We start from the raw sequence: 23158 nt of genomic DNA, 5'->3' as shown, positions 1-23158 counted from the left end.
ATATATAAGTTAAAATAGTATATGCTGATTGTAAATTCGATGGGGTACTAAAACAATGTACATTTCGTTTAACTGTACCGGTACAAAAAGTCTAACTAACAAGATTACTTAAGATAAGAAGCTACGAATACAAATGTAATAGTTTGTCTATAGGTAAATTATTATGATCGCTTAAATCAACAAAATACTGAAGCTGCCACATTTGGCTCTTTTTAGCTTGGTTGCTAACAGGGGTATTCCAGATCGGATAAATCCTCATAGCCATCTTGCCTTTTTGATTTTGTGTTCTCAAGATTTTTTCCTTAAGAAGAATCTCTTTAGGGAAGATAAATTGTCCTAGTTTGTTATCATCTATACAAGTGATAACTAATAAGTCAGGAGCAGCGTCATAAGAAAACGCTCGATTCTGCATATTGTCATCTTTCTCCCAAAAAGAAACAAATTGACCAATTTTATTAGGAGTAATTTTGGATTTTCTAAAACGAATGGTTTTGTTATTTAAGTGAAATAAATATCCTGCATATTCTGTGTTTTGCTTTTCTTCTTTTACATTCGCAATCAGTAAATTGTTAGGTTTGTAAATTATGTTGTTTAAGTTTTGTATCGCATCATTAAAATTGTTCAAAAAAAACTCCCCCTTTATTCAGTTCTTAGTTTATCACAAACGTCAGTTCTTCTATATCGTATATAATCATGAACTAAGTGAAATCGGGGGATTTAGCAGGATATACTTATTACTTTAATGTACTTAGTTTTTCAATTGCTTGTTGTTCAGTTGCTAAGTAAAAAATATCTTTACCTTTATTACATTCATAAATAAAATCCTTTAAGCTTTTACTAGTATACATAGAGAAATTTCCAACAATAGCAAATTTCACCTTGTAGTTTATAAACTTTTGAAGAATATCGCCCGCAAGACGTGTTTTTAGATCAAAGAAATCTTCACTTATTAAAGATTTATGGATAATAATATGCTTCGCATCTACCTCATATTGAACAGTTGCCATAGTATCTAATGCAGATTGAACATCGGATATTAATACCTTATCATTTCTAATGACCGCAATATTGATTCCATCGATTACTACTTTCTTTATTTCCATAGTCTCACCCCTTTATAATTTACACAGTATAAGTAAAATTGTTTTACAAAACTTCGTATGAATCATAGATTAAATTAGCCGCAGCTATTAAAATCGCCTCTATTTTTTATTACTAATACGGTCAATGAAATTAATTTTACTTGTTAGAAAAATATTGTGGCGTAACATAACTTAACAAGCTATCCAAAGTGTTAATCTCGGCATATGGTTGTATTTTGGTAGTATTCTTGATTTTCTGAGGGTTAAACCACACACCTTTTATATTTGCATTTTGAGGACCAGCAATATCCTTTTCTAAGTCATCCCCAACAAATAAAGTATTTTCTGGCTGTACATTTAGCTTATTTAATGCTAACTCGAATATACGTTTATCCGGTTTACTAAATCCCACTTCTTCAGAAATAATGATCGTATCAAAGTAATTGTTTAAATTTGTGTTAATTATTTTAGCCTTTTGCCTCTGCGTTGAGCCATTTGTTATAATTCCAACTTCAAGGTGCTTCTTTATATGATTTAAGAAATGGATAGTATTCTGGTCTATTGAAAAACATTTTGGGAAGTTTTCATTCCAAAAATCTTGGATATAATTGCGTGGCAATCTATACTTCGGCGGGAATTCATCAAACAATGATTCTAATACTATCGTTTTATCACTCATGCCATATTCTCTTTTATCAAATTCTTTGAATTTCTGTAGCATATTGTTTTTGATTGTATCACTAACATCCTCATAACACTTTTCCAAAAGTAATAAAAACAGATTATCTACTGCCTTATCCCTATTAAGTAACGTATCATCTAAATCAAACAGCATAGCTTTATAACCCATTAAATAACTTCACAACCTTTCTATATTTCCTAGTTATAATCAAAAGTAATCAAAAAAGTAATTAATATCCAATTACTTGTAATAGAACAATATTCTAAGAGTTAAATCAAAAACCCTTTTTCTGTTTGTTAAATGATGTGAAAGTACACGATTTCGACTAAAGTAGTAGATGGGTTTTTTATTTTACTTTAGAACTTTCAGATTAATTAAAAACTATTTTGTGATAAGCTATACTTAAAGATTAAATGTAAAGGATGATTCGTATGCAAATTAGACCAAAGGCAAGTGAATATAACTCCTATTATGCAACGTATGTTAACTTAGTATCAGACGGAAATATCATACAAATTTTAGCACAACAAATAGAGGAAACGAATCTTTTATTAAAAGAGATTTCTGATAGTGAGGGACTTTTTCGATATGCTCCTACTAAATGGAGTATAAAAGAAGTAATCGGCCATATTGCGGATACAGAACGTGTTATGGCGTATCGCTTGTTATCTATTGCTCGAGGCGAGACAGCAGAACTTCCAGGCTATAACGATGATATGTATGTTCTCAAAGCTACTTTTGATAAGCAATCTATGCAAGATCTTCTTGAGAATTTAATAGTTGTTCGCCAATCTACCTTGCATTTACTGAAAAGCTTAGATAAAGACACTTGGTTACAAAAAGGATATGCGAACAAATCTGAAGTTACAGTTCGTGCATTAGCATACATCATAGCTGGGCATGAGCTTCATCATCTACAAATTATAAAAGAACGTTATCTAGGTTCTAATGCATATCCAGTAAGTTAATACTTGAAGAAAAAGAGTCCCATTTATATAGGACTCTTTTTCGCTATTTGTAAAATTCACCACATAAGATACAAACTAGCCCTTATAAGGGTACCGTCGCATATCCATCAACTTAAGAATTCAGAATTACCCCAAAACAAAAAAATGCACTTTTTGTTACAAGTTAACACAAAATTTCGTTCTGAAGGTACTAAAAAATTTAGCTTGATAGTGATCGGATAGCGTCAGGATTTTGCGCTTTTACAAAGTTAAAGATAAAAAGTCTTTTGTATCAATGTTTTTTAGTTCGTTCCAATAGAGGAAAGCCTATTGAGACAAGGCTAATATAACGTGGAATAAGGCTTTTGAATGTCTCCTATGACTCATTTCAAAATTCAATCCGCCTTTTCGGGACGGGACCCCATTCTGAAGAATGTCATTGAAATGTATCAATAGATTCTAGTGCAGCAAAATAAATTGTGCTATGATGTGAACAAATAAAAAGCTATCTAACGGAGGGGTTCACATGCCGCATGTTGTGTTTCGTGGAATTACTACTGAACAATTAAAACACATAAGCAAGCCATTAGTAGAAGAGCTCGCAGAGATTTGTGAGTGTGGTACGGATAATTTTACGTTGGAACTACCAAGTTCTACGTTTGTATTTAATGGAGAAGAAATAGAAGCGTTTCCTCTTATTGAAGTGAAATGGTTCGAGCGTGGACAGGAAATTCGTGATCGATTTGCCAAGGCCATTACTACATATGTAATGAATTTTGGACTTTCAGAAGTTGAGGTTGTATTTACGGTTTTCACAGAATCAGCGTATTATATTAACGGGAAGCATTGTGCAAGTTAGATCAATTCGAAAGATTTTTGTAACCTTTATACGGGGGAGAACCACATCACTATCAAGGTAATAAGACAAAATCTCCCCTAAAAAGAAAAAGGCGTTATTCTTTCTGAGAAATCATAGGAAAGGATAACGCCTTTATATCAATATGACGGTATCCTATATGGAAAATTAACATCGTTCCAAATTTATATACTGGGATCACGCCACATGTCTATCAACTGAAGAAAATAAGTTACCTCAAAAACGATAAAAATACACTTCGGTGCTAACTAAATGTTTTGCGATATGGCCTTCATTGTTATCTAAATAGTAGGTAATAAACTGTTTTATTACCTAGACGTACTACCTATTCCTTTTCGTCTTCATGGATGTAAATAAGTGCATTTAACATTCAACTTGTGGAGAATAGTAATGAGGGTGATAAAGGTCTATACTCACAATCCTTTTGATTTGTTTTTGGATGGTAAAACATGTTTCTCTACTCTTTCATATTGAGTAAGTAATTGCCTAATAAAAGATAATTTCGGTACTAACCAATGCGAAAATACCGCTGAAATACATCCTATTAAAGCCCCTACTGCAACATCAAAAGGATAATGAACCCCTACCCAAATCCGTGAGATCGCTACACAAAATGCAAGTATAAGCCATAACCATCCAGTTTTTTTACGAACAAGCCAAAACGAAAAACAAATCGAAAAAAAGAGAATTGTATGATCACTAGGAAATGAATTATCTACAGCATGGTCGACAAGTTTATTAACATGAGGCAATACTACAAATGGTTGATAATTTAGATGGAATTTCCCTGCTATTTTCCCGATTACCTCAGCAATTACAAAAGCAACCATCGCTTGAATAACCATCATTCTACTTTTTCTGGACCTAGTAAACCAATAAGCTAAAATAATTAAAGCAAACATATATACCATATATTCTGCCAAAAATACGATGGCCGGGTTTAGGAATGAATATTGTTTACCTAAATCATTAATGGCTCGAAAAATATCGATATTGAATTGAGAAAAAGACATTTCAAATCCCTCCTTATTAGTAAGGTGTCTTACTGATTGCCATATACTTTTATTACATGGATAGTGTTGGTTATTGTCCACCATCTAAAAATACCAACCTCTTATGACACCGCTTTCCTCTTTTTCACTTTAATAAAAAAAGAAAAAGGAAAACATCGAACTTTCTTACAATCATTCATGCATTCTTACAGTTTTGTCATTTTCTCGTCACTTTGAAAATAGATTCATCGTCTAGCCTTTTGCTATATTCACAACCACAGAAAGAATAATTACACATAAAAAAGAGAAGAACCTTGGTGAGTTCTTCTCTTTTTTATTTATTAATTTGTAATATAATTACAGTATGTGAAATTATATCATTTTGATTTAAAAAGCGAAGTAAAAATACCCTTCACTCCGCTTTTGGCATTTATTTAATCGGTTTCTCTGTTTTTAAAACTAAAGAACTTAACGCAGGAACTTTAATTTTATTATCATGAATAACATAAAGTGGTTTACTTCCCGCCTGCTTCCCGTCTACTAGTACTTTCCAAGGACCTTTCGATGGAAGCGAGATTTCAACGGATTCCCTATTTGCATTATGAGCCACTATAAAGTATTCATTTTTATTTCCTTTGCCCTTTCCATCTATTGAATAAGCTACTACATTTTTGGGAGTATCAATAAAAGATACTTGTTTTTTTATTTGTTCTGCAGATGTCATTCTAAAGGATGGATACTTTTTTCGTAATTCTATTAATCCCTTCATATAATCTACTTCATTATTAAACGCTGCACGGCGCAACCAGTCCATCTGGTTAATTGAATCTGGAGATTTGTAACTGTTATGATCACCATATTTCGTGCGCATAAACTCTTGTCCCGCATGTAAGAACGGAATACCTTGTGATGTTAATAAAATCGAAGAAGATAATTTATGCATTTGCTTTCGCACTTCTTCACTGTCACTTGAATTAGTCAACTCAAGTTTATCCCATAATGTATGATTATCATGCGCTTCCACATAAGTTAGCACCTGCTCTGGATCTTGGTAAGTCGACGAATTTATATCGTAGTCAATGCCTGCGGTAATGCCTTTTTTAATACGGTCTTCCATGTTTTCCTTTCCATTTACAAAGCCATTTTCTTTCTCCTCAAATACACTACCTTTTAATCCATCACGTATATTATCGTTAAAATGAGCAATTCCTTTCATTTTCTCCGCATTTTTTTGATTTGCTTTCAACTCTGCTGCAAGAGGTGTATTTAAATCCCAGCCCTCTCCATGCAATATAATAGAAGGATCGATTTGATTAACAGCTTTACGTATTTCATTCATCGTTTCATAATCATGAATACCCATTAAATCAAAACGGAATCCGTCTAAGTTATATTCTTTTGCCCAATATGTGACCGAATCCACCATAAATTTTCGCATCATTTTTCGTTCTGAAGCTGTATCATTTCCTACTCCTGTTCCATTTGCAAATGTTCCATCTTCATTGTAACGATAATAATAACCTGGAACCAACTTATGGAAATTAGATTCAGCAGCATTATACATATGGTTATAAACTACATCCATAACAACACGAAGATTATTATCATGTAGTGTTTGAATCATTTGTTTTAATTCAGTGATTCGAACAGTTGGCTCGTATGGATTTGTAGAATAGGACCCCTCTGGTACGTTAAAGTTTTTTGGATCATATCCCCAGTTATATTGTGGTTCGTTTACATTCTCTTCATTTACTGAAGCATAATCAAATATCGGCAAAAGCTGAACGTGTGTAACACCAAGACCTTTTATATGATCAAGTCCTGTTTTCACATCTTCAGGCCCTCTTGTTCCTTTTTCTGTTACACCTAAATATTTTCCTTTCTGTTTAATGCCACTTTCGGGCTGAATAGAAAGATCACGTACATGCAATTCATAAATAATAGCATCTTCCGGATTTTTTAATTTAGGCTTTTTGTTAGTGTTCCATTTTTTCGGATTTGTTTCTTCTAAATCAATAACCGCACCTTTATCTCCATTTACAGAAGCAGCACGTGCATAAGGATCAACGGCCTCTGTCCATTTATCACCAATTTTCACCTTATACGTATAATAGAGACCTTTTTGATTCCCTTTAAGTTCTGCTTTCCAGGTGCCCTTTTCACCTTGTTGCATGTTTATTTCAATACCTATTTTATCGTTCCATTTTTTATATGTAACTAACTTCGCTTCACTCGCAGTAGGAGCCCATACACGGAACTTTGTATGTTGTGGTGTATATATATTACCTAAATCGTTGCCACCATAATAAAATAAATGGTCAAACTCCTCAGTACGAATTACTTTACCGATTTCAGTATTCGTATCAGCTAAGTTTTCTATTTTAACTTTGTATGTTTGTTTTAAATCAATTTTCTTTTCCGTAATTATTTTCACCTTATTCGTAATATCTCCACTGTTTATATCATAAGGACTAATACTCTTAATTTTAATGCCTTCCATTTCAATTTTCTTTTCCTTAATATGAAACGGGACATTCGTCGTTACAGTAATTTCATGGAAACTATCAATAGTTGCTTTTTGAATTGAGAGATCCGATGAAGGCTTAGCGTTATATACTTTTTCATCACCAGAAAGAACCCATACTTCAGCACGACCGTCCTTTATATTTTCAATCCAACGATCGCCACCATCTTTTTCCCACTCATTTGTACGAATGATAAATCCTACACGGTTATAGTCACCATCTATATTAATCTTTGCGTACTTTCCAAATTCATCTTCACCAGTAAATTCATATGATTTTCCATTTGAATTTTCTCCCCATATCCAAAGGTTCCAGTCTTTTGTATTTCCAGACTGCTCTTTGTAATGAATGATAACTTCAGTTGTTTTCGAATTTGAAACTGCCTTCACATTCTGAAAGGAGAAAACAGATGATAACATAACGATTAAAGTAAGTAATAAAACTGTTTTGTTAATTAATCTTTTTGTCATTTGCACCACATACACCCTTTCTTTAAATAGTACGAACGATTTATTATGCCCGTACTACATTACACAATTTAAATTAATCTAGAAATCTCTTTTGCTTCACCCCCGTATTGGTTATTTTCACATATGTATTTCAATGATCTTTTCGATACGAAAACGTTTGCATTAATTGTTAAAAAAATAGTTTATTTTTGTCTTCATATATTTGTAAATACAAAAAGATCAGGGAAATTATTTTAAAGCAACCGTTTGTTATCGCTTTCATTTTATAGCACTTTCCGTTAAGAGGTCAATATATTATTAATTTTCTGTTTTTACATACTATAAACCTTACATATTTGACGTAACTTTTAAAGATATCCTCCCTAATTATTGCTAAGTAAGTATATTTTCACTAATGCATAATTACGTAAAAAAACAGCTAATGTCCTTTTAAGGATATTAGCTGTTTTTTCATAATGTAATAATATATGAATAAGAACTATATTTCTAACTTACTTAATTTTTGCTGCATCAAATGCCTTTTGTACCGCTTGAACTTCAGCTGAATTCGCACCATATTTATTAGTCGCCACTCGAATACATGCTGATCTCAATTCTTTGAAATTAGAAGTCATGTTTAACTCATCTGTATTGGCGTAATAGAAGATATCAAACATTTTATCTTCACCAATTCCTTTAACAGTTACACCGTTATGAGTTCCGCCTTTTGCGATGAGATACGCAACTTTATTAATAATGCTTGAATTAAAATGAACGCCACCTTGATCCCATCCATTAAAATCATTAAATTCACTGTAATCATCTGGATAAGGTACTCCAAGTGAAGATGGAACAGAAGCTGGGTTTTCCATATCACGGAAGACAGATCCAGTTTGTTCTCCCATCGTCCAGTTAAAGCTTCCATTATTTACATATTTCTCAATAGATGTTCCCATAATATCAGATAGTGCCTCATTAATCGCACCAGATTCACCGTAATATTCAAGATTAGATTCACTAGAAGTAACAGCATGTGTAAATTCATGCCCAGCTACGTCATATGCTTTGACGATAGGATCTCCATATACAAGCATACTACCATTATTAGCACTTAACGCATTCTGCCAATTTTTCGGATCATTCGTATCTCCAGAATCCCAAGCGTGTACAACTGAAACTACCTTTTGTCCCTTATTATCAAAGCTATTACGATTGTATTTATCTTTATAAAAATCAAACACTTTTGTTGCTAAGTAATGGGCACTTACTGCTTTTGGATCGTTAAAGGTTGTCGAAGTACTAGTTGCTAATGTACCAGGATAATAGCTTTCTTCTTTCGTAATATCTCTGTAATTCACATCATATGTTTCAATTCCTTGCCCTCTTGTATAATCAGCAAGAGCATATTTGCCATTACTTTGTTTAGAAATACCAAATGAACGAGAGATCCCTAAATCATCTTTTCCAGTGCCCGTTAATGATGTAAGACTGCTTTTTTTACTTTTCTTTAAGGCTCCAACTAGTTTTTCGCTTGCTTTCAAGTTAGACTCTTGTACCATATTTTTTAACATATCACCATTTTGTGCATTTACTAAATATGTTCCGGAAACATATTTTGGTGTTGCCGCTTCAAATGTAACCTGGTATGCATTGCTAGCCTGTCCATTATTTTCATCAACAAAAATAACTTCCTTAACTTCTGGCTCCGAAATAAAATTGATATCGTTCCCGTACTTCGTATAAATATATTGTTTCGCTTCATCTTTTGATAGATTGATAGGCTTTTTCAATTCTTCTTGTTTTAAATTTTGCGCGCTATCGCCTGAAACACTTTTAATAACACCGTTATGATCTACGTGTGCAGTTAATTGATGGCCATATACTTCTTTTCCTTCATATGTTTGCTGTATACGTACAAGTGTAGTCCCATCATATGAACCACGTTTTTGAAGAACTTTATAATCTACTCCTGTTTCTCCATTGACTTGCTTTGGAGAAAGAGCTTGTTCTGTTTTCTCCTTCAGAGCATCTTTTACTACATTCTCTGGTGCCTTTTGTGACGGTTGTGTAAGTTCACCTGAACGGAATGATTCCTCCTGAATTTGAACTTGTAGTTGATCTGTTTCCTCTGCATGACCTACTCCGTATGGTGCTACTGCTGTTAAAGCTAAACCTGTTGTTAATGCTACCTTAGTTAACGTCTTTTTGTTTTTCATTTTTTCACCTCGTATAATTTTGAAATAGAAAGCTTGTACAAAGTATACTTGCTGTTCTTGTCGAAAAAAAGGGAAAATACACAATTTATGTAACATTATGCAAAATTACATAATATAAGGACGATGATTCAAATTAAGAACAACTTATATAAGTGCATGAATTTCAATAAAAAAAGAGCACTTTAAGGTGCTCTTCAAATACAATTATAAATTATGCATTGTGTCATTTATTAGTATATGCTCGTCTCATTTAATTGTTTATTTAATGTTTTCTCTACCCAATAATCTTTTAAAAATATATCATCCAATACGCCGGTATCCTCCGTTACTGTTTGATTAGCAAATAAAAAATATAGTAAAGATAATGCTAGATAGAAACATACTACTTATTTGCATTCATATTTATTGGTACTTTTTTAATTGGCACAAATAAATCAACCTTTAACTTTCCTTCTAAATCTTCTGCAACATTATTTAAGCAAAACTCTAAATTATCTCTATCATAATCTGCATCATACTCACTATTTGGTAGCCACTCTGCGTACATGTATTGATACGCTACACTTAATTTATGAGGTTCATCATAGAATTCGTATAGAGCGTATAGACCTCCATCTACACTTTTAAATTGCACACCCTCATGTTGTTCTTTTTCAAAGTTTTCAGGTATGGTCACGCAAGCATCATGTCGGCACATATGGCTTGCAACAAGTTCAGGATTATCTAATGAGATTCCGATAAATGATTGCTCCGGTGGATAAAGTTTATTTTCGATAGACCAGTTCAATAACTTCCCCCAATGATCTTGTGGTTCAAAGTAACTACCAGTTCTTCTTATGAATGCCACTTCTAATGGTCGTAATTCTTTTACAACTACTTTCATTTATATCATCCCCTTATTAAGTATCTATTCAATTTATTTATCTTTCAATTTGATAAATCCCTTTTAAATAAACAAATTTCTTAATTGCATAAATCTTAATTGAAATAAGATTATTTACTACTAAAGTTGTATGTACTTTCATACTTTTACTCGATTCTATATTCTTTTTTAACAGCTATAGTAATGAATCTATTGCACCTTTTGTCCGTCCACATCAAGGTAATGCATCTGTTTATTTTATTGATTCAGATGGTAATAGCTTAGAACTTATTTGTCATATTATTGTACCTAATGCACTAAAACATATAACTAATAAATTATCCTTTAAAGATTGGGAGAAACTATTAGCTGACACATTCGAATGAATATTAGCTATAAATCATAATGTCTCACCTTTATTTTTATAACATGTATAACAATCCCTAATAATAATGTCCTATCAATTTATCATTAAATAAATGTAAAAAATGGCTCTATTCACTCATTTTTCATGCGTATGTATGTACATTTGTTAATTTATTCGATATATTATGTGTATTGAATGATTACGAAAAGCTTATAGGTCGCTAAAAAACACCTTATATTTTTATATCCATGAAAACTACAAAATGTATAAAATTCCATTTGTCAAATGAATTTAATGCGGAAGGAGGTTTGTGGTTACTTCATCGGAATATAATAATCAGTTTTAAACTGATAAAAATATAGGAGGCGACATTATGTTTCGTACGATTTCAAATTTCATGAGAGTAGCTGAGATAAGAAGGAAAATCCTTTTTACATTAGCGATGTTAATTGTTTTCCGAATTGGCACGTTTATTCCAGTTCCTCATACTAACGCAGAGGTATTAAAAGTACAAGATCAAGCTAACGTTTTAGGTATGCTAAACGTCTTTGGCGGAGGAGCACTACAACACTTCTCAATCTTTGCTGTAGGTATTACACCATATATTACAGCTTCCATCATAGTACAATTACTACAAATGGACGTTATACCTAAATTTTCGGAATGGGCAAAGCAAGGAGAAATGGGCCGTAAGAAATCAGCTCAATTCACTCGATACTTTACAATCATTCTCGCATTCATACAAGCCATTGGGATGTCTTATGGCTTTAATAATATAGCAGGTGGACAATTAATAACAGATCAAAGCTGGACTACATACTTATTTATTGCGACAGTTTTAACTGCAGGTACTGCATTTTTACTTTGGTTAGGCGAACAAATTACCGCTAATGGAGTAGGTAATGGTATTTCAATGATTATCTTTGCAGGACTTGTAGCAGCGATTCCAAATGTTGCGAATCAAATTTATTTACAACAATTTCAAAATGCAGGCGATCAATTATTCATGCACATCATAAAAATGGTCTTAATTGGTCTTATAATTTTAGCGATAGTTGTTGGGGTTATTTACATTCAACAAGCTGTGCGTAAAATACCGATTCAATATGCAAAAGCTGTTTCAGGAAACAATCAATATCAAGGAGCAAAAAACACTCATTTACCTCTAAAAGTAAATAGTGCTGGTGTAATTCCAGTCATCTTTGCTTCCGCATTTTTAATGACGCCGCGTACAATTGCGCAGCTCTTCCCTGATTCAAGCGTATCAAAATGGTTAGTTGCAAACCTTGATTTCGCACATCCAATTGGAATGACACTATATGTAGGTCTTATCGTTGCTTTTACATACTTCTATGCATTTATTCAAGTGAATCCTGAACAAATGGCAGAGAATTTGAAAAAGCAAAATGGATATGTACCTGGTATTCGTCCTGGTAAATCAACAGAACAATATGTAACGAAAATTTTATACCGTTTAACATTTATCGGTGCAATTTTCTTAGGTGCAATTTCAATTTTACCGCTTGTATTCACAAAGATTGCTACATTACCACCTTCTGCACAAATTGGTGGTACAAGCTTACTGATCATTGTCGGTGTGGCACTTGAAACAATGAAAACGTTAGAAAGTCAGCTTGTAAAACGTCATTATAAAGGGTTTATAAAAAAAGCGAATTAAGTAAAAAAACACAGTTGGTTATTTTTCCAACTGTGTTTTTAATTCTACTGCATCCAATTTTTCTACTAATGTACCAATGATCTTTTCCAAGTTCATTATTTTTTCTTCTAACGCTCGAATACGTTTATTGCTCTCATCTACATCATTATATTTTAAACTATTATTAGAGACTTTGAACTGCTCTCCTAATTCGGAAGTGATATCTTCAATTGTTGATTTTTCATTATTACTGGTTGTATTTGATTTTAATTCAAATTGAATTTCATATGTATTTCCAGTTAACTCTTTAGCTATTTGCGAAATTAAATCTTTATAAGACTTTTTAACCCACTCTTGTTGGAATTCGTTTTCAAAATAAATGATCAATGAATCTTCATTTATTCTAGCTGTCGTTTCTTTGACCCAAGTTTCATATGACGGTCTCGAAATTTTTAATTGCATTTTATCTTTTATTTTATTCCAAATTGTTTTTGATTCCTCTTGTCCGGAAGTACGTTGATTATTTTGCACGTGATGGATCTGTGCTTTAGAAGTAGCACTTGATCCTATTTCGAACCAAATTTGATATTCTTCATCAGTAATTTTCTGTACGGTACTTGAAATTATATTTTTATACTCCCCTTCAAGCAAATCACGATGAAACGCATCTTCACAAAAGATTATTACTTTACTATCTTTTATCGTAGCGTTTGTATTTCTAATCCATGTCATAAATGTTTTCTCTGCTATTTTAGGTCTTAATGCTTTCTTTACTTCATCCCAGCTACTAAGCTTTTCTTTTTGAGCATCTTTCAAGTTAGATGGCTCGCCATTACATAGATCAAACTGAATTTCAAACGTCGTATTAAACATTTCTCTTAATGTATTAAATACTAATTCTTTATAATGAGATTCTAACCAGTCACGTGCAAATTCATTTGGACAATAAATTGTTAATATATCATCCTCTAAATAAACAGTAGTATTCGTAAACCAAGTTTCATATGATGGTTTTGAAATTTGCGGCCGAATTTTTTCCTTTACTTCAGTCCAATTTATTTTCATAATAACTCCCCTCTTCTTACAGATCTCTTTCATATAGCTTAATAATATTACGCCTTTCCAATAAATAAAGTCAATCCGTATCATGAATAAAATGAAAGCAGCCCTGTTATATGCAGGGCTGCTACTTTATACAACTACATTTCTTTTTCAAATAATCTTCCTTGTTTGAAATAAGACCGGAGTGTGGATCGATTAGCTAAAAATACACCAACCAAAATGAAACAAGCACCTATTCCCATTGTAGGGTTTAAAGGTTCTCCTAATATGATATATCCTACAATAATAGCAATTAATGGTGAGACATATAACCAGGTTGACGGGAATACAGGATTTGTTTTTGATAAGAGCCAATAATATAATCCGTGCCCACCAATTGATCCGATAAATATGAGATATAAAATAGGCCACTGTACACTCCATGAAGCTAATACAGTTACATTCGGTTGTTCTACTATGATGGAGACGATTAGTAGTAACACTCCTCCATAAAACATTTGAATACCATTTATGAGAAATGGCGATACACTTTGTAAATCCGAAAGTATTTCTTTTGAGCGAATTGAGCCTATTCCGTAAAATAACTCTCCTATTATTAATACAAAACAAGCAATACTCCATATGAAACTTATTTCTTGGTGAATTCCAGGTAAAGAAACAAAAACAACACCTATTAGTGCAATAATTAAAGCAAGAAGTTGCTCCTTTTGTAATTTTGTCTTATTTCTCTTTGCCTGTAATAACAAAATCATCATCGGTCCCGTAGCAGATAACACAGCAGCTAACCCTGAAGAAATATATTGTTCTGCCCAATATAATGTTGCGAATGTCATAAATGTTAAGCAAAAACCAGCATATATAATTCGTCTTGAAAATATGTGTGGCATAATTTTTTTTCGTTTTATCTTAAATATAATCATTAAGATTACTCCTGCTAAAAAGAAACGAATTCCCGCTGAAAATAATGGGGGCGCTCCTGCTTCAATTCCGATTTTTATCGTTAAAAATGTTGTTCCGAAAATAATACATACTAAAATATAATTAAAAATGACCATTACTCTTCCTCCTTTTTACTCTTAACATGAGTATAGAAGGTATAGTGTATAACAGTGTATCTTTGTATATAACAGTTGCCTAAAATTATAGTTGATTCTCTTTATATTTTTCGCTTAAATTAAATAAAAACGAAAAAGGTGAAACCATGAAGATTGTACTGCGTAAAGAATCCAACATACCGTATTACAAGCAAATATATATGCAAATCGTTGAAAGAATACAAAGTGGCATGCTTTCGCATGGTGACTCACTTCCATCTTTACGCTCTATGGCGGAAGATTTACAGATTAGCCTATTAACTGTTCGTAAGGCGTATAAACAGCTAGAAAAGAAAGAATATATACGCATCCAGCAAGGTAAAGGTGCTTATATACATAAACATGTAAAGAAAGATTCCAAACCAATTCCGTATAAATGGCAACAAACGAAAACGATTAATGTTATGCGATCTCAATATGCAATGAATCAGCACCGGAAATATTACGATTTTTCACAAGCGATTTTGTATCCACGTCTATTGCCAAATCCATTCTTGGCAGACGAAATGCATAAAATACTTAATAAAGACCAGATGATCCTAGCAACATATGGGCCAGTTCAAGGAGATTATGAACTACGAGTTGAAATAGCAAATTACTTAAATGAACATCAAAAATTAGTGACAGACCCATCCCAGTTATTAATTACAAGCGGCGCACAACAAGGAATTGATTTAATTGCTCAAACACTATTAAAACCTGGTGATATTGTATTAGTGGAAAGTCCGTGTTATAGTGCTGCACTTGATATTTTCATCAATAAAGGGGCTCAAATTATACCTGTTTCTCTAGATAATCACGGGGTTCGATCCGATTTAATCGATGATATTTGTCAAAGTAAAAATCCCGTTTTATTGTATACGAATCCAACGTTCCAGAACCCAACAGGTACCGTAATGAGTAAAGAACGGAGAATGGAACTTATAGAATTGGCACAGCTATATGAGTTTTTTATCATTGAAGATGATTCTTTCGGTGAAATATATTTTGAGGGTGCGACTGTTCCCCCTCCTATTAAAAATTTTGATACAAACGGCCACGTACTATATATAAAAGGATTTAGTAAAACGTTAGCACCAGGACTGCGTATCGCATCGCTTATTGCTGATGGCCCTATTTTCGAATGGTTATATGCTGTAAAAGGTTCAATGGATATCGGTAGTCCTTTATTAACACAAAAAGCACTTCTACCGTTTTTACGTGCAGAACGTATGAAACATCATTTAGAAAAATTACGTACGGCTTTACAAATTAGACGTGATATAACGATTGATATGTTATCACCACTTAAAGAAATGCACTTTGAAATACCAAATGGCGGCTTTAATTTATGGATTACTCTTCCTGATTCGATAGATCCCTTTACCTTATTACAAAAAGCAAATGAAGTAGATGTGTCTTTTTTACCAGGTACAGCTTGTCTATTAAATCCCGAAACAAATAATAATCATTTAAGAATTAGCTATTCAATGTTAAATGAAAAAGATATGATAAGTGGATTAGAGAGATTACATGATACAATGCGAAAGTTTATGCTATAAAAAACCTGATTTTATCCCTTTTACTTTTTGAATTGGTTCATGAACAATTGAAACTGAAACACCACCAGGTTTTAAAACTTGTTTTTCTTTTCATTCTTCAACACTATCATATTGATCTATAACAATTGCTTTCAATTCCTCATCTCCTTGCTGTTTATTGTAATAACATACAAATATTTCTCAATTTTTTTTGCCTTGAATTATCATAAACTTATTTTTGGGGGTAATTACGCAAAAAACAAAGCAAATCTAACACACAACTTAGAGTCATTCAAAATTTTATGTTTAATTACATTCAAAAGAAATGGAGAGAACTCTATGACTGAAAAGATATTTAAAATAAACGGGATTGATATATGTACAGAAAGCTTTGGAAACCCTAAAAATCCAGCTATTTTATTAATTATGGGTGCTACGTGTTCAATGGTTTATTGGGATGAAGAATTTTGTGAACAGTTGGCTAACACGGGGAAATTTGTTATTCGTTTTGATAACCGTGATGTCGGACGCTCTGTCGCATATGAACCAGGAACTTCCAATTATACCGTTACAAATATGGCTGAAGATGCAATTGGGGTATTAGATGCTTATCATATTGATAAGGCGCATCTATTTGGTATGTCATTAGGTGGTATGATTGCTCAAATCGCTGCTGTAAAACATCCCGAAAGAGTTTTAACGTTAACATTACTAGCTACAAGTATAATAGGCTCTGACAATAACACGCGCGATTTACCACCGATGGATGAAAGAATTTTAACACATCACGCAAATGGCAAGCATTTAGATTGGACAAATGAAAATATTGTAGCAGAATATTTAGTTTCAGGGTCCCGTCTATTATGCGGGTCCAAACGCACATTTGATGAAAAAAGAGTCTATAATCAAGTAAAACAAGAAATTGAACGAGCTAACAATTTATTAAGCATGTTTAATCACGCTTTACTTCAAGGCGATGATGCATATGAAGGGGTGCTTCACTCCATACAAGCACCTACATTAGTCATTCACGGAACAGACGATACCGCACTCCCTTTTGAACATGGCCTTGCACTTATTGATGAGATTCCTAACTCAGCTCTATTAACTCTTGAAGGCGCCGGACATGAGATTCATCCTGATGACTGGGAAGACATCATTCATACTGTTACTGAACATACAGCTAAAATAATAGAAAAATAATGAATAGGAGGGGCACGCCGCAATTTGTGTCCCCCCTATCTTTACATGTAAAAAAGCCCATCACTGTATCCGTATGTATAGTGATGGGCAATACTTATATTTTTCTATGTTTAAAAAAACGGACAATCTAATTGATCAACAGCTTCCCATGATTTTTTTTTAATATTTTCGGTGGATTTATTAGCATCTAGTGGTACGTTTTTAAAAGGATTTACTTCGACTTTTAATAAAGATGATGGTTCCACGTATAATGAGAAAACATGGCTACTTGGTATAGCTTTTGCCACATCAATATCTCCTACTTGTTTAAAAAGTTGCTGCGCAGCAAAGAAAAAGAAGTTGGTTGGATTTGATTGTTTATTCAGCCATGCAAGCATTTCAGGTGATACTGATTTATGAATATTGATTTTCACTCGATCACCACGTTTATATCGCCTAGATCGCATACTTCCACCAACTAACTTATCGTTAAGTTTGTAAATCCTAACTCTTTTTGCTTATGCTCTCTATATTTCGGTGAACAAGTGTAGACTAATAATCCACGTGCATTTGTAAATAATGGATTATCTACAAAAATTACATTTGTTAAACGCCCTTTTTGTTTTAAAATCATTTTCAGGCTATTTTTTATGATAACTGCGCCTCCGCCATAAATAAATACGTACGGATCGTCTTTCATATCATCAATTTTGTTTATAATATCCGTTGCAACGCGCGCTGCTAAACCTAATAACGCTGGTTGTGATTCCTCAACTAATAATGCATTTCTAGGGTGTTTATCATTTAAATAAATTTGATTGAATTCTGTAATGCTATCAATCGTCTTTGTTGGATATTTCCGGTTCCATCTCGTAATAATTTGTAGTAACGTTTCTTTCACACCGTATGATAAGCCCTTACTTAATTGAGGTCTAAAGTTTACGCCTAGTGAAACGACTTCTTCTGTCGTCCCTGCTCCAATATCAAAAGATAATAGTGTTTTATCAACAAAATCAATTTCTGAAACTTTATTTTGTTCACATTCTATTTTATGTTTCACAACATTTCCTTCTTCATCATATACAATGCCCCACGTCCCAGAAGCACCCTCAGGTAGACATTTGCAATATTCGATTGAAATATTAATTGTAACATCACGTCCGTTTGGATAATGGAACACAACTTTATGATTCCCCATATAACGTTTTGCATTTTCCGCCGCTATTTCTTGTGTAATAAGCTGCATAGGGAGAGCAACAGATAAATCATATCGAATGTTAATATGGCTAGAAGTTGGGCTTTGACGCATAGCACTTACGGCTAAACCAGATAGAATTGTAATAACCATTAACTCATCAGTTGACTTATTCGATTTCTTCTCAACCTCAGTACCTTTTAATTGATCTTGAATGACTTTTTCTCCAACGATATACCGCACATTATTTAACATTAACGATGGAGAACTAATGGTCACGTCAATGTGATTTTCTAATTCAGATAATGAAACATCTTCCTCATCTAAGAGTCCTGTAGGCTCTCCTATATATAAAGCATATATACTCGGAATAAAAATAGGATCTTGCCCTTTCACCATTAACTTCAAACCATTATTTCCTGCATCAGCACCAGCTTTTAAAAGAATAGACATAACTACCCCCTAAATTAATCTGACATCCCTTCCAAATATATGCGAGCCCATTCTTTTACATTCAAATGTAATGTAATTTTTTATTAACCGTACATACAAAATATTATTTTCTCGGCTCTATGTGTAAAAAGTATTTGACATTAAACTTTTCCAATTTTATACTATAGTTGTAAAGAGTTTTTTACAACAGTGGAGGTGCCATTTTTCATATGAATCACAAAAAATTCATTTTAATAACAATCGTTTTATCATTACTTGGAGTGCTTATACACGGGGCTTATAAATACATCGCTGAAGGTGCGATTTTAGGTGGAACAATTTTCACAAGCGCTTTAATACTTAGCTACCTTATCAATCATATTACATGGGGAGATTCCCACGGTGTATCAGAAGAAAGTCAGGATGAAATGGGACAACAAATTACATATAAAAGCTCTAAAATTGCATATTTTACGCTCGTAGTTGTAATGTTCCTTGTATTACTCTTCTCTGAAGGGTTTTCTATGGGAGCTAATTTAAATGGGATTAAAAACTTCCCTCTTTTTATTGCACTGTGCTCTTCATTCTTTATTTACCCTATTGTCGAACTTATAGTCGCAAAACAATATAAATAAAAAGATGAGATTTTCTTTATACAGAAAATCTCATCTTTTTATATTTACATCCCCTCAACTATCGCTTTTAATTTATTCACAGTCCGCCAATTTCTTACTGTAGCTGGTGTATGCAACTTCTGAAACTGGTTCATTAATTTAGAGTTTCGAATGCTATTTTTGAAAAATAAATACACAACTTTTTCATGAATACAACAATCTTCAATCTCATTTTTTTGCATAAGTAGCTGATCTTTTTCTGTTTTAGAAAGTTCATGTGCTAAGAAGGCAATATGTATACTTTCGCCTTCTCGCAATGAATTGACTTCATAGGGGCATCTTTTTGTAATGTTTATAAATTCCTCATGTGTTCTTAACATAACCGGAACATCAAAACCAAAAACGTTTTTAATTTCAGACTGTATTCGTTCCTTTAGAAATGTTATATCTTTCTCAGATTTGAATACGATATTCCCACTTTGAATATATGTTTTCACTTGTTTCAACCCTATTGATTCAAACGCTTGTTTTAAATCAGTCATTTTGATTATCTTATGCCCGCCTACATTGATTCCTCTTAGTAATGCAATATAAATTGTCATAGCAATCCTCCACATTTTAATGAACTGAACAATTGAGTTGATTTTCACCCTCATATTTCTCAGATATTTGTTTTAATTCCTCTAACATATCATGTATAGATAATACTTCAAATAAAATGATAGATTTGCTTGAAAAATGATGATGATATTGATTCGGTTTACAATGTGCTAAATCATTTTTATTAGTCCAAAATTGCTTATCTAATTCATCAATCAGTTTAAAATGTTCCTCATCTATTTTTTCACAATGATTTCTTAATATAGAAATTATAGAATGAATTGTTCGTCGCAAAATTTCTTTTTCATTTTGTGACCAATCACATGTTTCAATTGGTGCTCGAGCTAAATTATCTATATGATAAATAATTTGCTGTAATAAATGAAGTTGCTTTTGTACAAGTAAAAAACTTCTCATTTCTTTTTTTGTATGTCGATGGTATTTCCAATCTTTTTGCTCATATTGAACAAATTGTACTGCTTTATGTAATAATACAGTTAATTTAGAAAGAGTATAGGTTGTCTCCTTTTTTATAACTTTCCCATCCATTAACGCAGTAAGCCATTCCTCCATAACATTTGCCGTTTTAACAAATAGCTCCTCTGTACATCCCGAAATTGTTTTAACATAGTGTGGTGGCAAAATAAAAAAATTGACTACAGTAGACACTATAATACCAGTAGATGTAGTAGCTAATCGAATTAAAAATGCAGTAAAATAATGATCTGCCGTAATGGGAATCATTGCAACAGCAGTTAAAGTTGCGACTAACGTTCCAGCGTGTAGCCTTAGTTTTTGACATGTAACGATTGTAAACATTGCCGCTAACGCATAAGAAAGCGCCTGATGACCTAGGAAAAATGTGAAAGTCATTGCATACGCTGATCCAATTGTTGAAGCTGGAAAGCGAACCAGTCCTTTTTTTATAGAATCTGTTGCAGTTGGCTCAATCGTTACAATTGCGGTGATAACAGCAAATATAGTTGGAATATTGAAAAATTCACAAACTAGAACTGTAAGAAAAACCGCAATTCCTGTTTTTATCACCCTTCCACCAATAATATTCCATTTTCTAACTTGATTCATTTTGTATTTCCTTCATTTCTATTTCTTTTATTTATATATTCTATATTATATATCTTTCTAAATAAAAAACTTACTACTTTTGTACAAGAGTAAGTTTTTTCTCGTTATTTTATGATAGGTAAATGCATTATGATTTGTTGACCAATTGGTCCCATTCTTCTAAAACCTTTATCTTGGAAACCAACTTTTTCATATAAATTTTGTGCTGGAATATTTTTTTCATTCACAGCAAGTACAACTTCATTTTTTATCGGAAAATAACGTTGTACAAACTCTTGTAATAATGCCAGTGATTTTTTAGCATATCCTTTCCTTTGCCTATTGTGATTTATAGAAAATGAAGTTAAAAGTAAAGCGTTCTCATTTTCTGTGAATTCCTGTACTCTATCTCCCGTTTGCAATGCAAAAAGACCAACAGGTACCCCATTGTAATCTAAAATAACAATGACATTTTTTGTACGATCATTTTTTGCTTTTTTCAATAATTCAGCTGGGTCCGACGTAAATTGAACTTGTTCACTTGGTAAAGTAAATGTTTCTATAACTTCTTTATATTCCTCTTTATACGGAACTAATTGAATCTCCCCTGTATGTATGTCCATGCTAAACTCTCCCATTTTCAACTTATTAGCTTAAACCTTGCTGCATTTTAGAATGTACTTTTCCATCTAAAAAGGTAATTTCAACTAATGCAGTTGGATTGCTTCCCTTCCAAGCAAAAATTTGCTTAATTTGTGTAGAATGTTCTACACCTTCTTCTATGAGTAAATCCCCTTCAAAACCAATTAAATCTTTTACTTCTTTATAAGTCATTCCTTCATTTATATTTAAAAAATGATTTATATTGATAGATTCTTTCTTCTGATTTTCCATTACAGTAGAAGAAGTCGCTGTGTGCTTTTTTACTTCTTTCTTCTGTTCACACGCTGTCATACTGAAACCTAAGCATAAACTACATAATATTAATGTGCTTTTTTTCATCATAACAGTTGTCCCTCCCATAATAATTAAACCATATATTCCCTTAAAAATAAACTGAATATTTAATATTATATTGAAAAACCCTGCACAATTTAGTACAGGGTTAAGGTTATCTTTATTTATTCAAATGATTATTTGATTGATCATTCTGTTCTTTTCTTAGTTCTTGTTCTTCATCTTTTGGTAATTGTTTATCATTATCTTGAATTGGATTCGTTTCTTTATTTTCAATCATGTCATTTGGAACTTGTGGCATTACACGGCCAACAATTGCTGCTAACTCATCCAGTATACCTTCGCCTGTTTTTCCTTTTTTAATTTGCTTTCCAATTTGTTTCAGTCGTTCGTACGTATCAACATCTGCTACAACAACTGCATTAGCACCATCAGGATCGTTTTTTAAACTTTCTGCAACAGAGTATTTAATGGATTCAACACGAGTTCGATCAAGTTTCGCTTTTACATCAATTCCTACGATAGCATATTTCCCAACTACTACCGCTGTCGCATCATTCACACCTGGCACACTTGCTGCTAAAGATGCTAGATGGTCCGCCGCTTTTTCATTTGGCTTATTTGACTTGTTCGTATAATTAACATTTTTCATCGAAACATTTTTTTGCTCTGGCTTTTCGTTTGGACTATCTTTTTTTCCAATACTGCATCCAGTTATAAAAAAACAAACCATCAATAGATATATTAAGATTTTCATTATTCTCACCACTTTACCATTAAA

22 protein-coding genes and 1 pseudogene are annotated in these 23158 nt (G+C 32.7%); 7 read left to right on the top strand and 16 right to left on the bottom strand.

The window, feature by feature from the left end; translation table 11 throughout:
- Window positions 1–121 precede the first annotated feature (121 nt).
- The 3 genes from ACTFSI_RS13490 to ACTFSI_RS13480 form a co-directional block, all read right to left on the bottom strand.
- Complete coding sequence (locus ACTFSI_RS13490) at window positions 122–625, bottom strand: MepB family protein (RefSeq protein WP_070806174.1); 504 nt, start codon at window positions 623–625, stop codon at window positions 122–124.
- Between the two features lie 109 nt (window positions 626–734).
- Window positions 735–1103 carry a DUF4180 domain-containing protein gene (locus tag ACTFSI_RS13485; RefSeq protein ID WP_438884257.1) on the bottom strand — a complete coding sequence of 123 codons (369 nt, stop codon included), beginning with the start codon at window positions 1101–1103 and terminating at the stop codon, window positions 735–737.
- 136 nt (window positions 1104–1239) lie between these two features.
- Window positions 1240–1932 carry an HAD family hydrolase gene (locus ACTFSI_RS13480; RefSeq protein WP_138321915.1) on the bottom strand — a complete coding sequence of 231 codons (693 nt, stop codon included), beginning with the start codon at window positions 1930–1932 and terminating at the stop codon, window positions 1240–1242.
- Window positions 1933–2195: 263 nt separating this feature from the next.
- Between ACTFSI_RS13480 and ACTFSI_RS13475 the strand changes: the two genes are divergently transcribed.
- The gene (locus ACTFSI_RS13475; protein WP_001167119.1) at window positions 2196–2732 is read left to right on the top strand and encodes a DinB family protein; all 537 of its coding nucleotides are present in this window, start codon (window positions 2196–2198) and stop codon (window positions 2730–2732) included.
- A gap of 505 nt (window positions 2733–3237) precedes the next feature.
- Window positions 3238–3570, top strand: coding sequence for a DUF1904 family protein (locus tag ACTFSI_RS13470; protein ID WP_138321914.1), 333 nt, complete (start codon window positions 3238–3240; stop codon window positions 3568–3570).
- A gap of 431 nt (window positions 3571–4001) precedes the next feature.
- Here the strand turns inward: ACTFSI_RS13470 and ACTFSI_RS13465 are convergent, their stop codons facing one another.
- The 4 genes from ACTFSI_RS13465 to ACTFSI_RS13450 form a co-directional block, all read right to left on the bottom strand.
- Window positions 4002–4601 (bottom strand): undecaprenyl-diphosphatase, encoded by a 600-nt coding sequence (locus ACTFSI_RS13465; protein WP_138321913.1) that lies wholly within the window; start codon window positions 4599–4601, stop codon window positions 4002–4004.
- 409 nt (window positions 4602–5010) lie between these two features.
- Complete coding sequence (gene pulA, locus ACTFSI_RS13460; protein ID WP_341871020.1) at window positions 5011–7581, bottom strand: type I pullulanase; 2571 nt, start codon at window positions 7579–7581, stop codon at window positions 5011–5013.
- Window positions 7582–8066: 485 nt separating this feature from the next.
- On the bottom strand, window positions 8067–9770 hold the full coding sequence (locus ACTFSI_RS13455) for a M4 family metallopeptidase (protein WP_000791433.1): 1704 nt from the start codon (window positions 9768–9770) through the stop codon (window positions 8067–8069).
- Between the two features lie 382 nt (window positions 9771–10152).
- Window positions 10153–10653 (bottom strand): AraC family transcriptional regulator, encoded by a 501-nt coding sequence (locus ACTFSI_RS13450; protein WP_000869972.1) that lies wholly within the window; start codon window positions 10651–10653, stop codon window positions 10153–10155.
- 179 nt (window positions 10654–10832) lie between these two features.
- On the opposite strand from ACTFSI_RS13450, the pseudogene ACTFSI_RS13445 reads away from it, so the two are divergent.
- Both ACTFSI_RS13445 and secY read left to right on the top strand, forming a co-directional pair.
- Window positions 10833–11018, top strand: a pseudogene (locus ACTFSI_RS13445) (VOC family protein); the annotation flags it as partial.
- A 354-nt stretch (window positions 11019–11372) separates the two neighbouring features.
- Window positions 11373–12677 carry a preprotein translocase subunit SecY gene (gene secY / locus ACTFSI_RS13440; RefSeq protein ID WP_000490140.1) on the top strand — a complete coding sequence of 435 codons (1305 nt, stop codon included), beginning with the start codon at window positions 11373–11375 and terminating at the stop codon, window positions 12675–12677.
- Between the two features lie 18 nt (window positions 12678–12695).
- Here the strand turns inward: secY and ACTFSI_RS13435 are convergent, their stop codons facing one another.
- Together ACTFSI_RS13435 and ACTFSI_RS13430 are read right to left on the bottom strand one after the other, a co-directional pair.
- On the bottom strand, window positions 12696–13721 hold the full coding sequence (locus ACTFSI_RS13435) for a DnaA N-terminal domain-containing protein (RefSeq protein WP_044792218.1): 1026 nt from the start codon (window positions 13719–13721) through the stop codon (window positions 12696–12698).
- 134 nt (window positions 13722–13855) lie between these two features.
- Complete coding sequence (locus ACTFSI_RS13430) at window positions 13856–14773, bottom strand: DMT family transporter (RefSeq protein WP_044792216.1); 918 nt, start codon at window positions 14771–14773, stop codon at window positions 13856–13858.
- Between the two features lie 146 nt (window positions 14774–14919).
- On the opposite strand from ACTFSI_RS13430, the gene pdxR reads away from it, so the two are divergent.
- On the top strand, window positions 14920–16353 hold the full coding sequence (gene pdxR / locus ACTFSI_RS13425; protein WP_000706758.1) for a MocR-like pyridoxine biosynthesis transcription factor PdxR: 1434 nt from the start codon (window positions 14920–14922) through the stop codon (window positions 16351–16353).
- Between the two features lie 318 nt (window positions 16354–16671).
- Window positions 16672–17535 (top strand): alpha/beta fold hydrolase, encoded by an 864-nt coding sequence (locus tag ACTFSI_RS13420; RefSeq protein WP_138321911.1) that lies wholly within the window; start codon window positions 16672–16674, stop codon window positions 17533–17535.
- A gap of 110 nt (window positions 17536–17645) precedes the next feature.
- Here ACTFSI_RS13420 and ACTFSI_RS13415 read toward each other — a convergent pair whose 3' ends face one another.
- Entirely contained in the window at window positions 17646–17981 is a 336-nt protein-coding gene (locus ACTFSI_RS13415) for a hypothetical protein (RefSeq protein ID WP_001257749.1), read from the bottom strand.
- Window positions 17982–17992: 11 nt separating this feature from the next.
- Window positions 17993–19162 carry a ParM/StbA family protein gene (locus ACTFSI_RS13410; RefSeq protein ID WP_000025610.1) on the bottom strand — a complete coding sequence of 390 codons (1170 nt, stop codon included), beginning with the start codon at window positions 19160–19162 and terminating at the stop codon, window positions 17993–17995.
- Between the two features lie 209 nt (window positions 19163–19371).
- Here ACTFSI_RS13410 and ACTFSI_RS13405 point away from each other — a divergent pair, with 209 nt between their 5' ends.
- Window positions 19372–19776: a hypothetical protein gene (locus tag ACTFSI_RS13405; RefSeq protein WP_138321910.1), complete on the top strand. Its 405-nt coding sequence runs from the start codon at window positions 19372–19374 to the stop codon at window positions 19774–19776.
- Between the two features lie 44 nt (window positions 19777–19820).
- Here the strand turns inward: ACTFSI_RS13405 and ACTFSI_RS13400 are convergent, their stop codons facing one another.
- From ACTFSI_RS13400 to ACTFSI_RS13380, 5 genes are all read right to left on the bottom strand, one after another.
- Window positions 19821–20357, bottom strand: coding sequence for a DUF1697 domain-containing protein (locus ACTFSI_RS13400; RefSeq protein ID WP_138321909.1), 537 nt, complete (start codon window positions 20355–20357; stop codon window positions 19821–19823).
- Window positions 20358–20373: 16 nt separating this feature from the next.
- Window positions 20374–21441 (bottom strand): aromatic acid exporter family protein, encoded by a 1068-nt coding sequence (locus ACTFSI_RS13395; protein WP_044792212.1) that lies wholly within the window; start codon window positions 21439–21441, stop codon window positions 20374–20376.
- 104 nt (window positions 21442–21545) lie between these two features.
- Complete coding sequence (locus ACTFSI_RS13390; protein WP_044792210.1) at window positions 21546–22043, bottom strand: GNAT family N-acetyltransferase; 498 nt, start codon at window positions 22041–22043, stop codon at window positions 21546–21548.
- Between the two features lie 25 nt (window positions 22044–22068).
- Complete coding sequence (locus ACTFSI_RS13385; protein WP_000976535.1) at window positions 22069–22425, bottom strand: hypothetical protein; 357 nt, start codon at window positions 22423–22425, stop codon at window positions 22069–22071.
- Between the two features lie 112 nt (window positions 22426–22537).
- Window positions 22538–23134, bottom strand: a complete 597-nt coding sequence (locus ACTFSI_RS13380; protein WP_044792208.1) for a YhcN/YlaJ family sporulation lipoprotein — start codon at window positions 23132–23134, stop codon at window positions 22538–22540.
- Window positions 23135–23158 lie beyond the last annotated feature (24 nt).

The sequence above is a fragment of the Bacillus cereus group sp. MYBK101-2 genome (genome assembly GCF_051918845.1).
GTDB classification, from domain to species: domain Bacteria; phylum Bacillota; class Bacilli; order Bacillales; family Bacillaceae_G; genus Bacillus_A; species Bacillus_A paranthracis.
This window is presented reverse-complemented; position numbering and strand designations above follow the sequence as displayed.

Coding starts and splice junctions, on each gene's coding strand:
- ACTFSI_RS13485 (WP_438884257.1), bottom strand. CDS start 1,103: ATGGAAATAAAGAAAGTAGTAATCGATGGAATCAATATTGCGGTCATT.
- ACTFSI_RS13480 (WP_138321915.1), bottom strand. CDS start 1,932: ATGGGTTATAAAGCTATGCTGTTTGATTTAGATGATACGTTACTTAAT.
- ACTFSI_RS13475 (WP_001167119.1), top strand. CDS start 2,196: ATGCAAATTAGACCAAAGGCAAGTGAATATAACTCCTATTATGCAACG.
- ACTFSI_RS13470 (WP_138321914.1), top strand. CDS start 3,238: ATGCCGCATGTTGTGTTTCGTGGAATTACTACTGAACAATTAAAACAC.
- ACTFSI_RS13465 (WP_138321913.1), bottom strand. CDS start 4,601: ATGTCTTTTTCTCAATTCAATATCGATATTTTTCGAGCCATTAATGAT.
- ACTFSI_RS13455 (WP_000791433.1), bottom strand. CDS start 9,770: ATGAAAAACAAAAAGACGTTAACTAAGGTAGCATTAACAACAGGTTTA.
- ACTFSI_RS13450 (WP_000869972.1), bottom strand. CDS start 10,653: ATGAAAGTAGTTGTAAAAGAATTACGACCATTAGAAGTGGCATTCATA.
- secY (WP_000490140.1), top strand. CDS start 11,373: ATGTTTCGTACGATTTCAAATTTCATGAGAGTAGCTGAGATAAGAAGG.
- ACTFSI_RS13435 (WP_044792218.1), bottom strand. CDS start 13,721: ATGAAAATAAATTGGACTGAAGTAAAGGAAAAAATTCGGCCGCAAATT.
- ACTFSI_RS13430 (WP_044792216.1), bottom strand. CDS start 14,773: ATGGTCATTTTTAATTATATTTTAGTATGTATTATTTTCGGAACAACA.
- pdxR (WP_000706758.1), top strand. CDS start 14,920: ATGAAGATTGTACTGCGTAAAGAATCCAACATACCGTATTACAAGCAA.
- ACTFSI_RS13420 (WP_138321911.1), top strand. CDS start 16,672: ATGACTGAAAAGATATTTAAAATAAACGGGATTGATATATGTACAGAA.
- ACTFSI_RS13415 (WP_001257749.1), bottom strand. CDS start 17,981: ATGCGATCTAGGCGATATAAACGTGGTGATCGAGTGAAAATCAATATT.
- ACTFSI_RS13410 (WP_000025610.1), bottom strand. CDS start 19,162: ATGTCTATTCTTTTAAAAGCTGGTGCTGATGCAGGAAATAATGGTTTG.
- ACTFSI_RS13405 (WP_138321910.1), top strand. CDS start 19,372: ATGAATCACAAAAAATTCATTTTAATAACAATCGTTTTATCATTACTT.
- ACTFSI_RS13400 (WP_138321909.1), bottom strand. CDS start 20,357: ATGACAATTTATATTGCATTACTAAGAGGAATCAATGTAGGCGGGCAT.
- ACTFSI_RS13395 (WP_044792212.1), bottom strand. CDS start 21,441: ATGAATCAAGTTAGAAAATGGAATATTATTGGTGGAAGGGTGATAAAA.
- ACTFSI_RS13390 (WP_044792210.1), bottom strand. CDS start 22,043: ATGGACATACATACAGGGGAGATTCAATTAGTTCCGTATAAAGAGGAA.
- ACTFSI_RS13385 (WP_000976535.1), bottom strand. CDS start 22,425: ATGATGAAAAAAAGCACATTAATATTATGTAGTTTATGCTTAGGTTTC.
- ACTFSI_RS13380 (WP_044792208.1), bottom strand. CDS start 23,134: ATGAAAATCTTAATATATCTATTGATGGTTTGTTTTTTTATAACTGGA.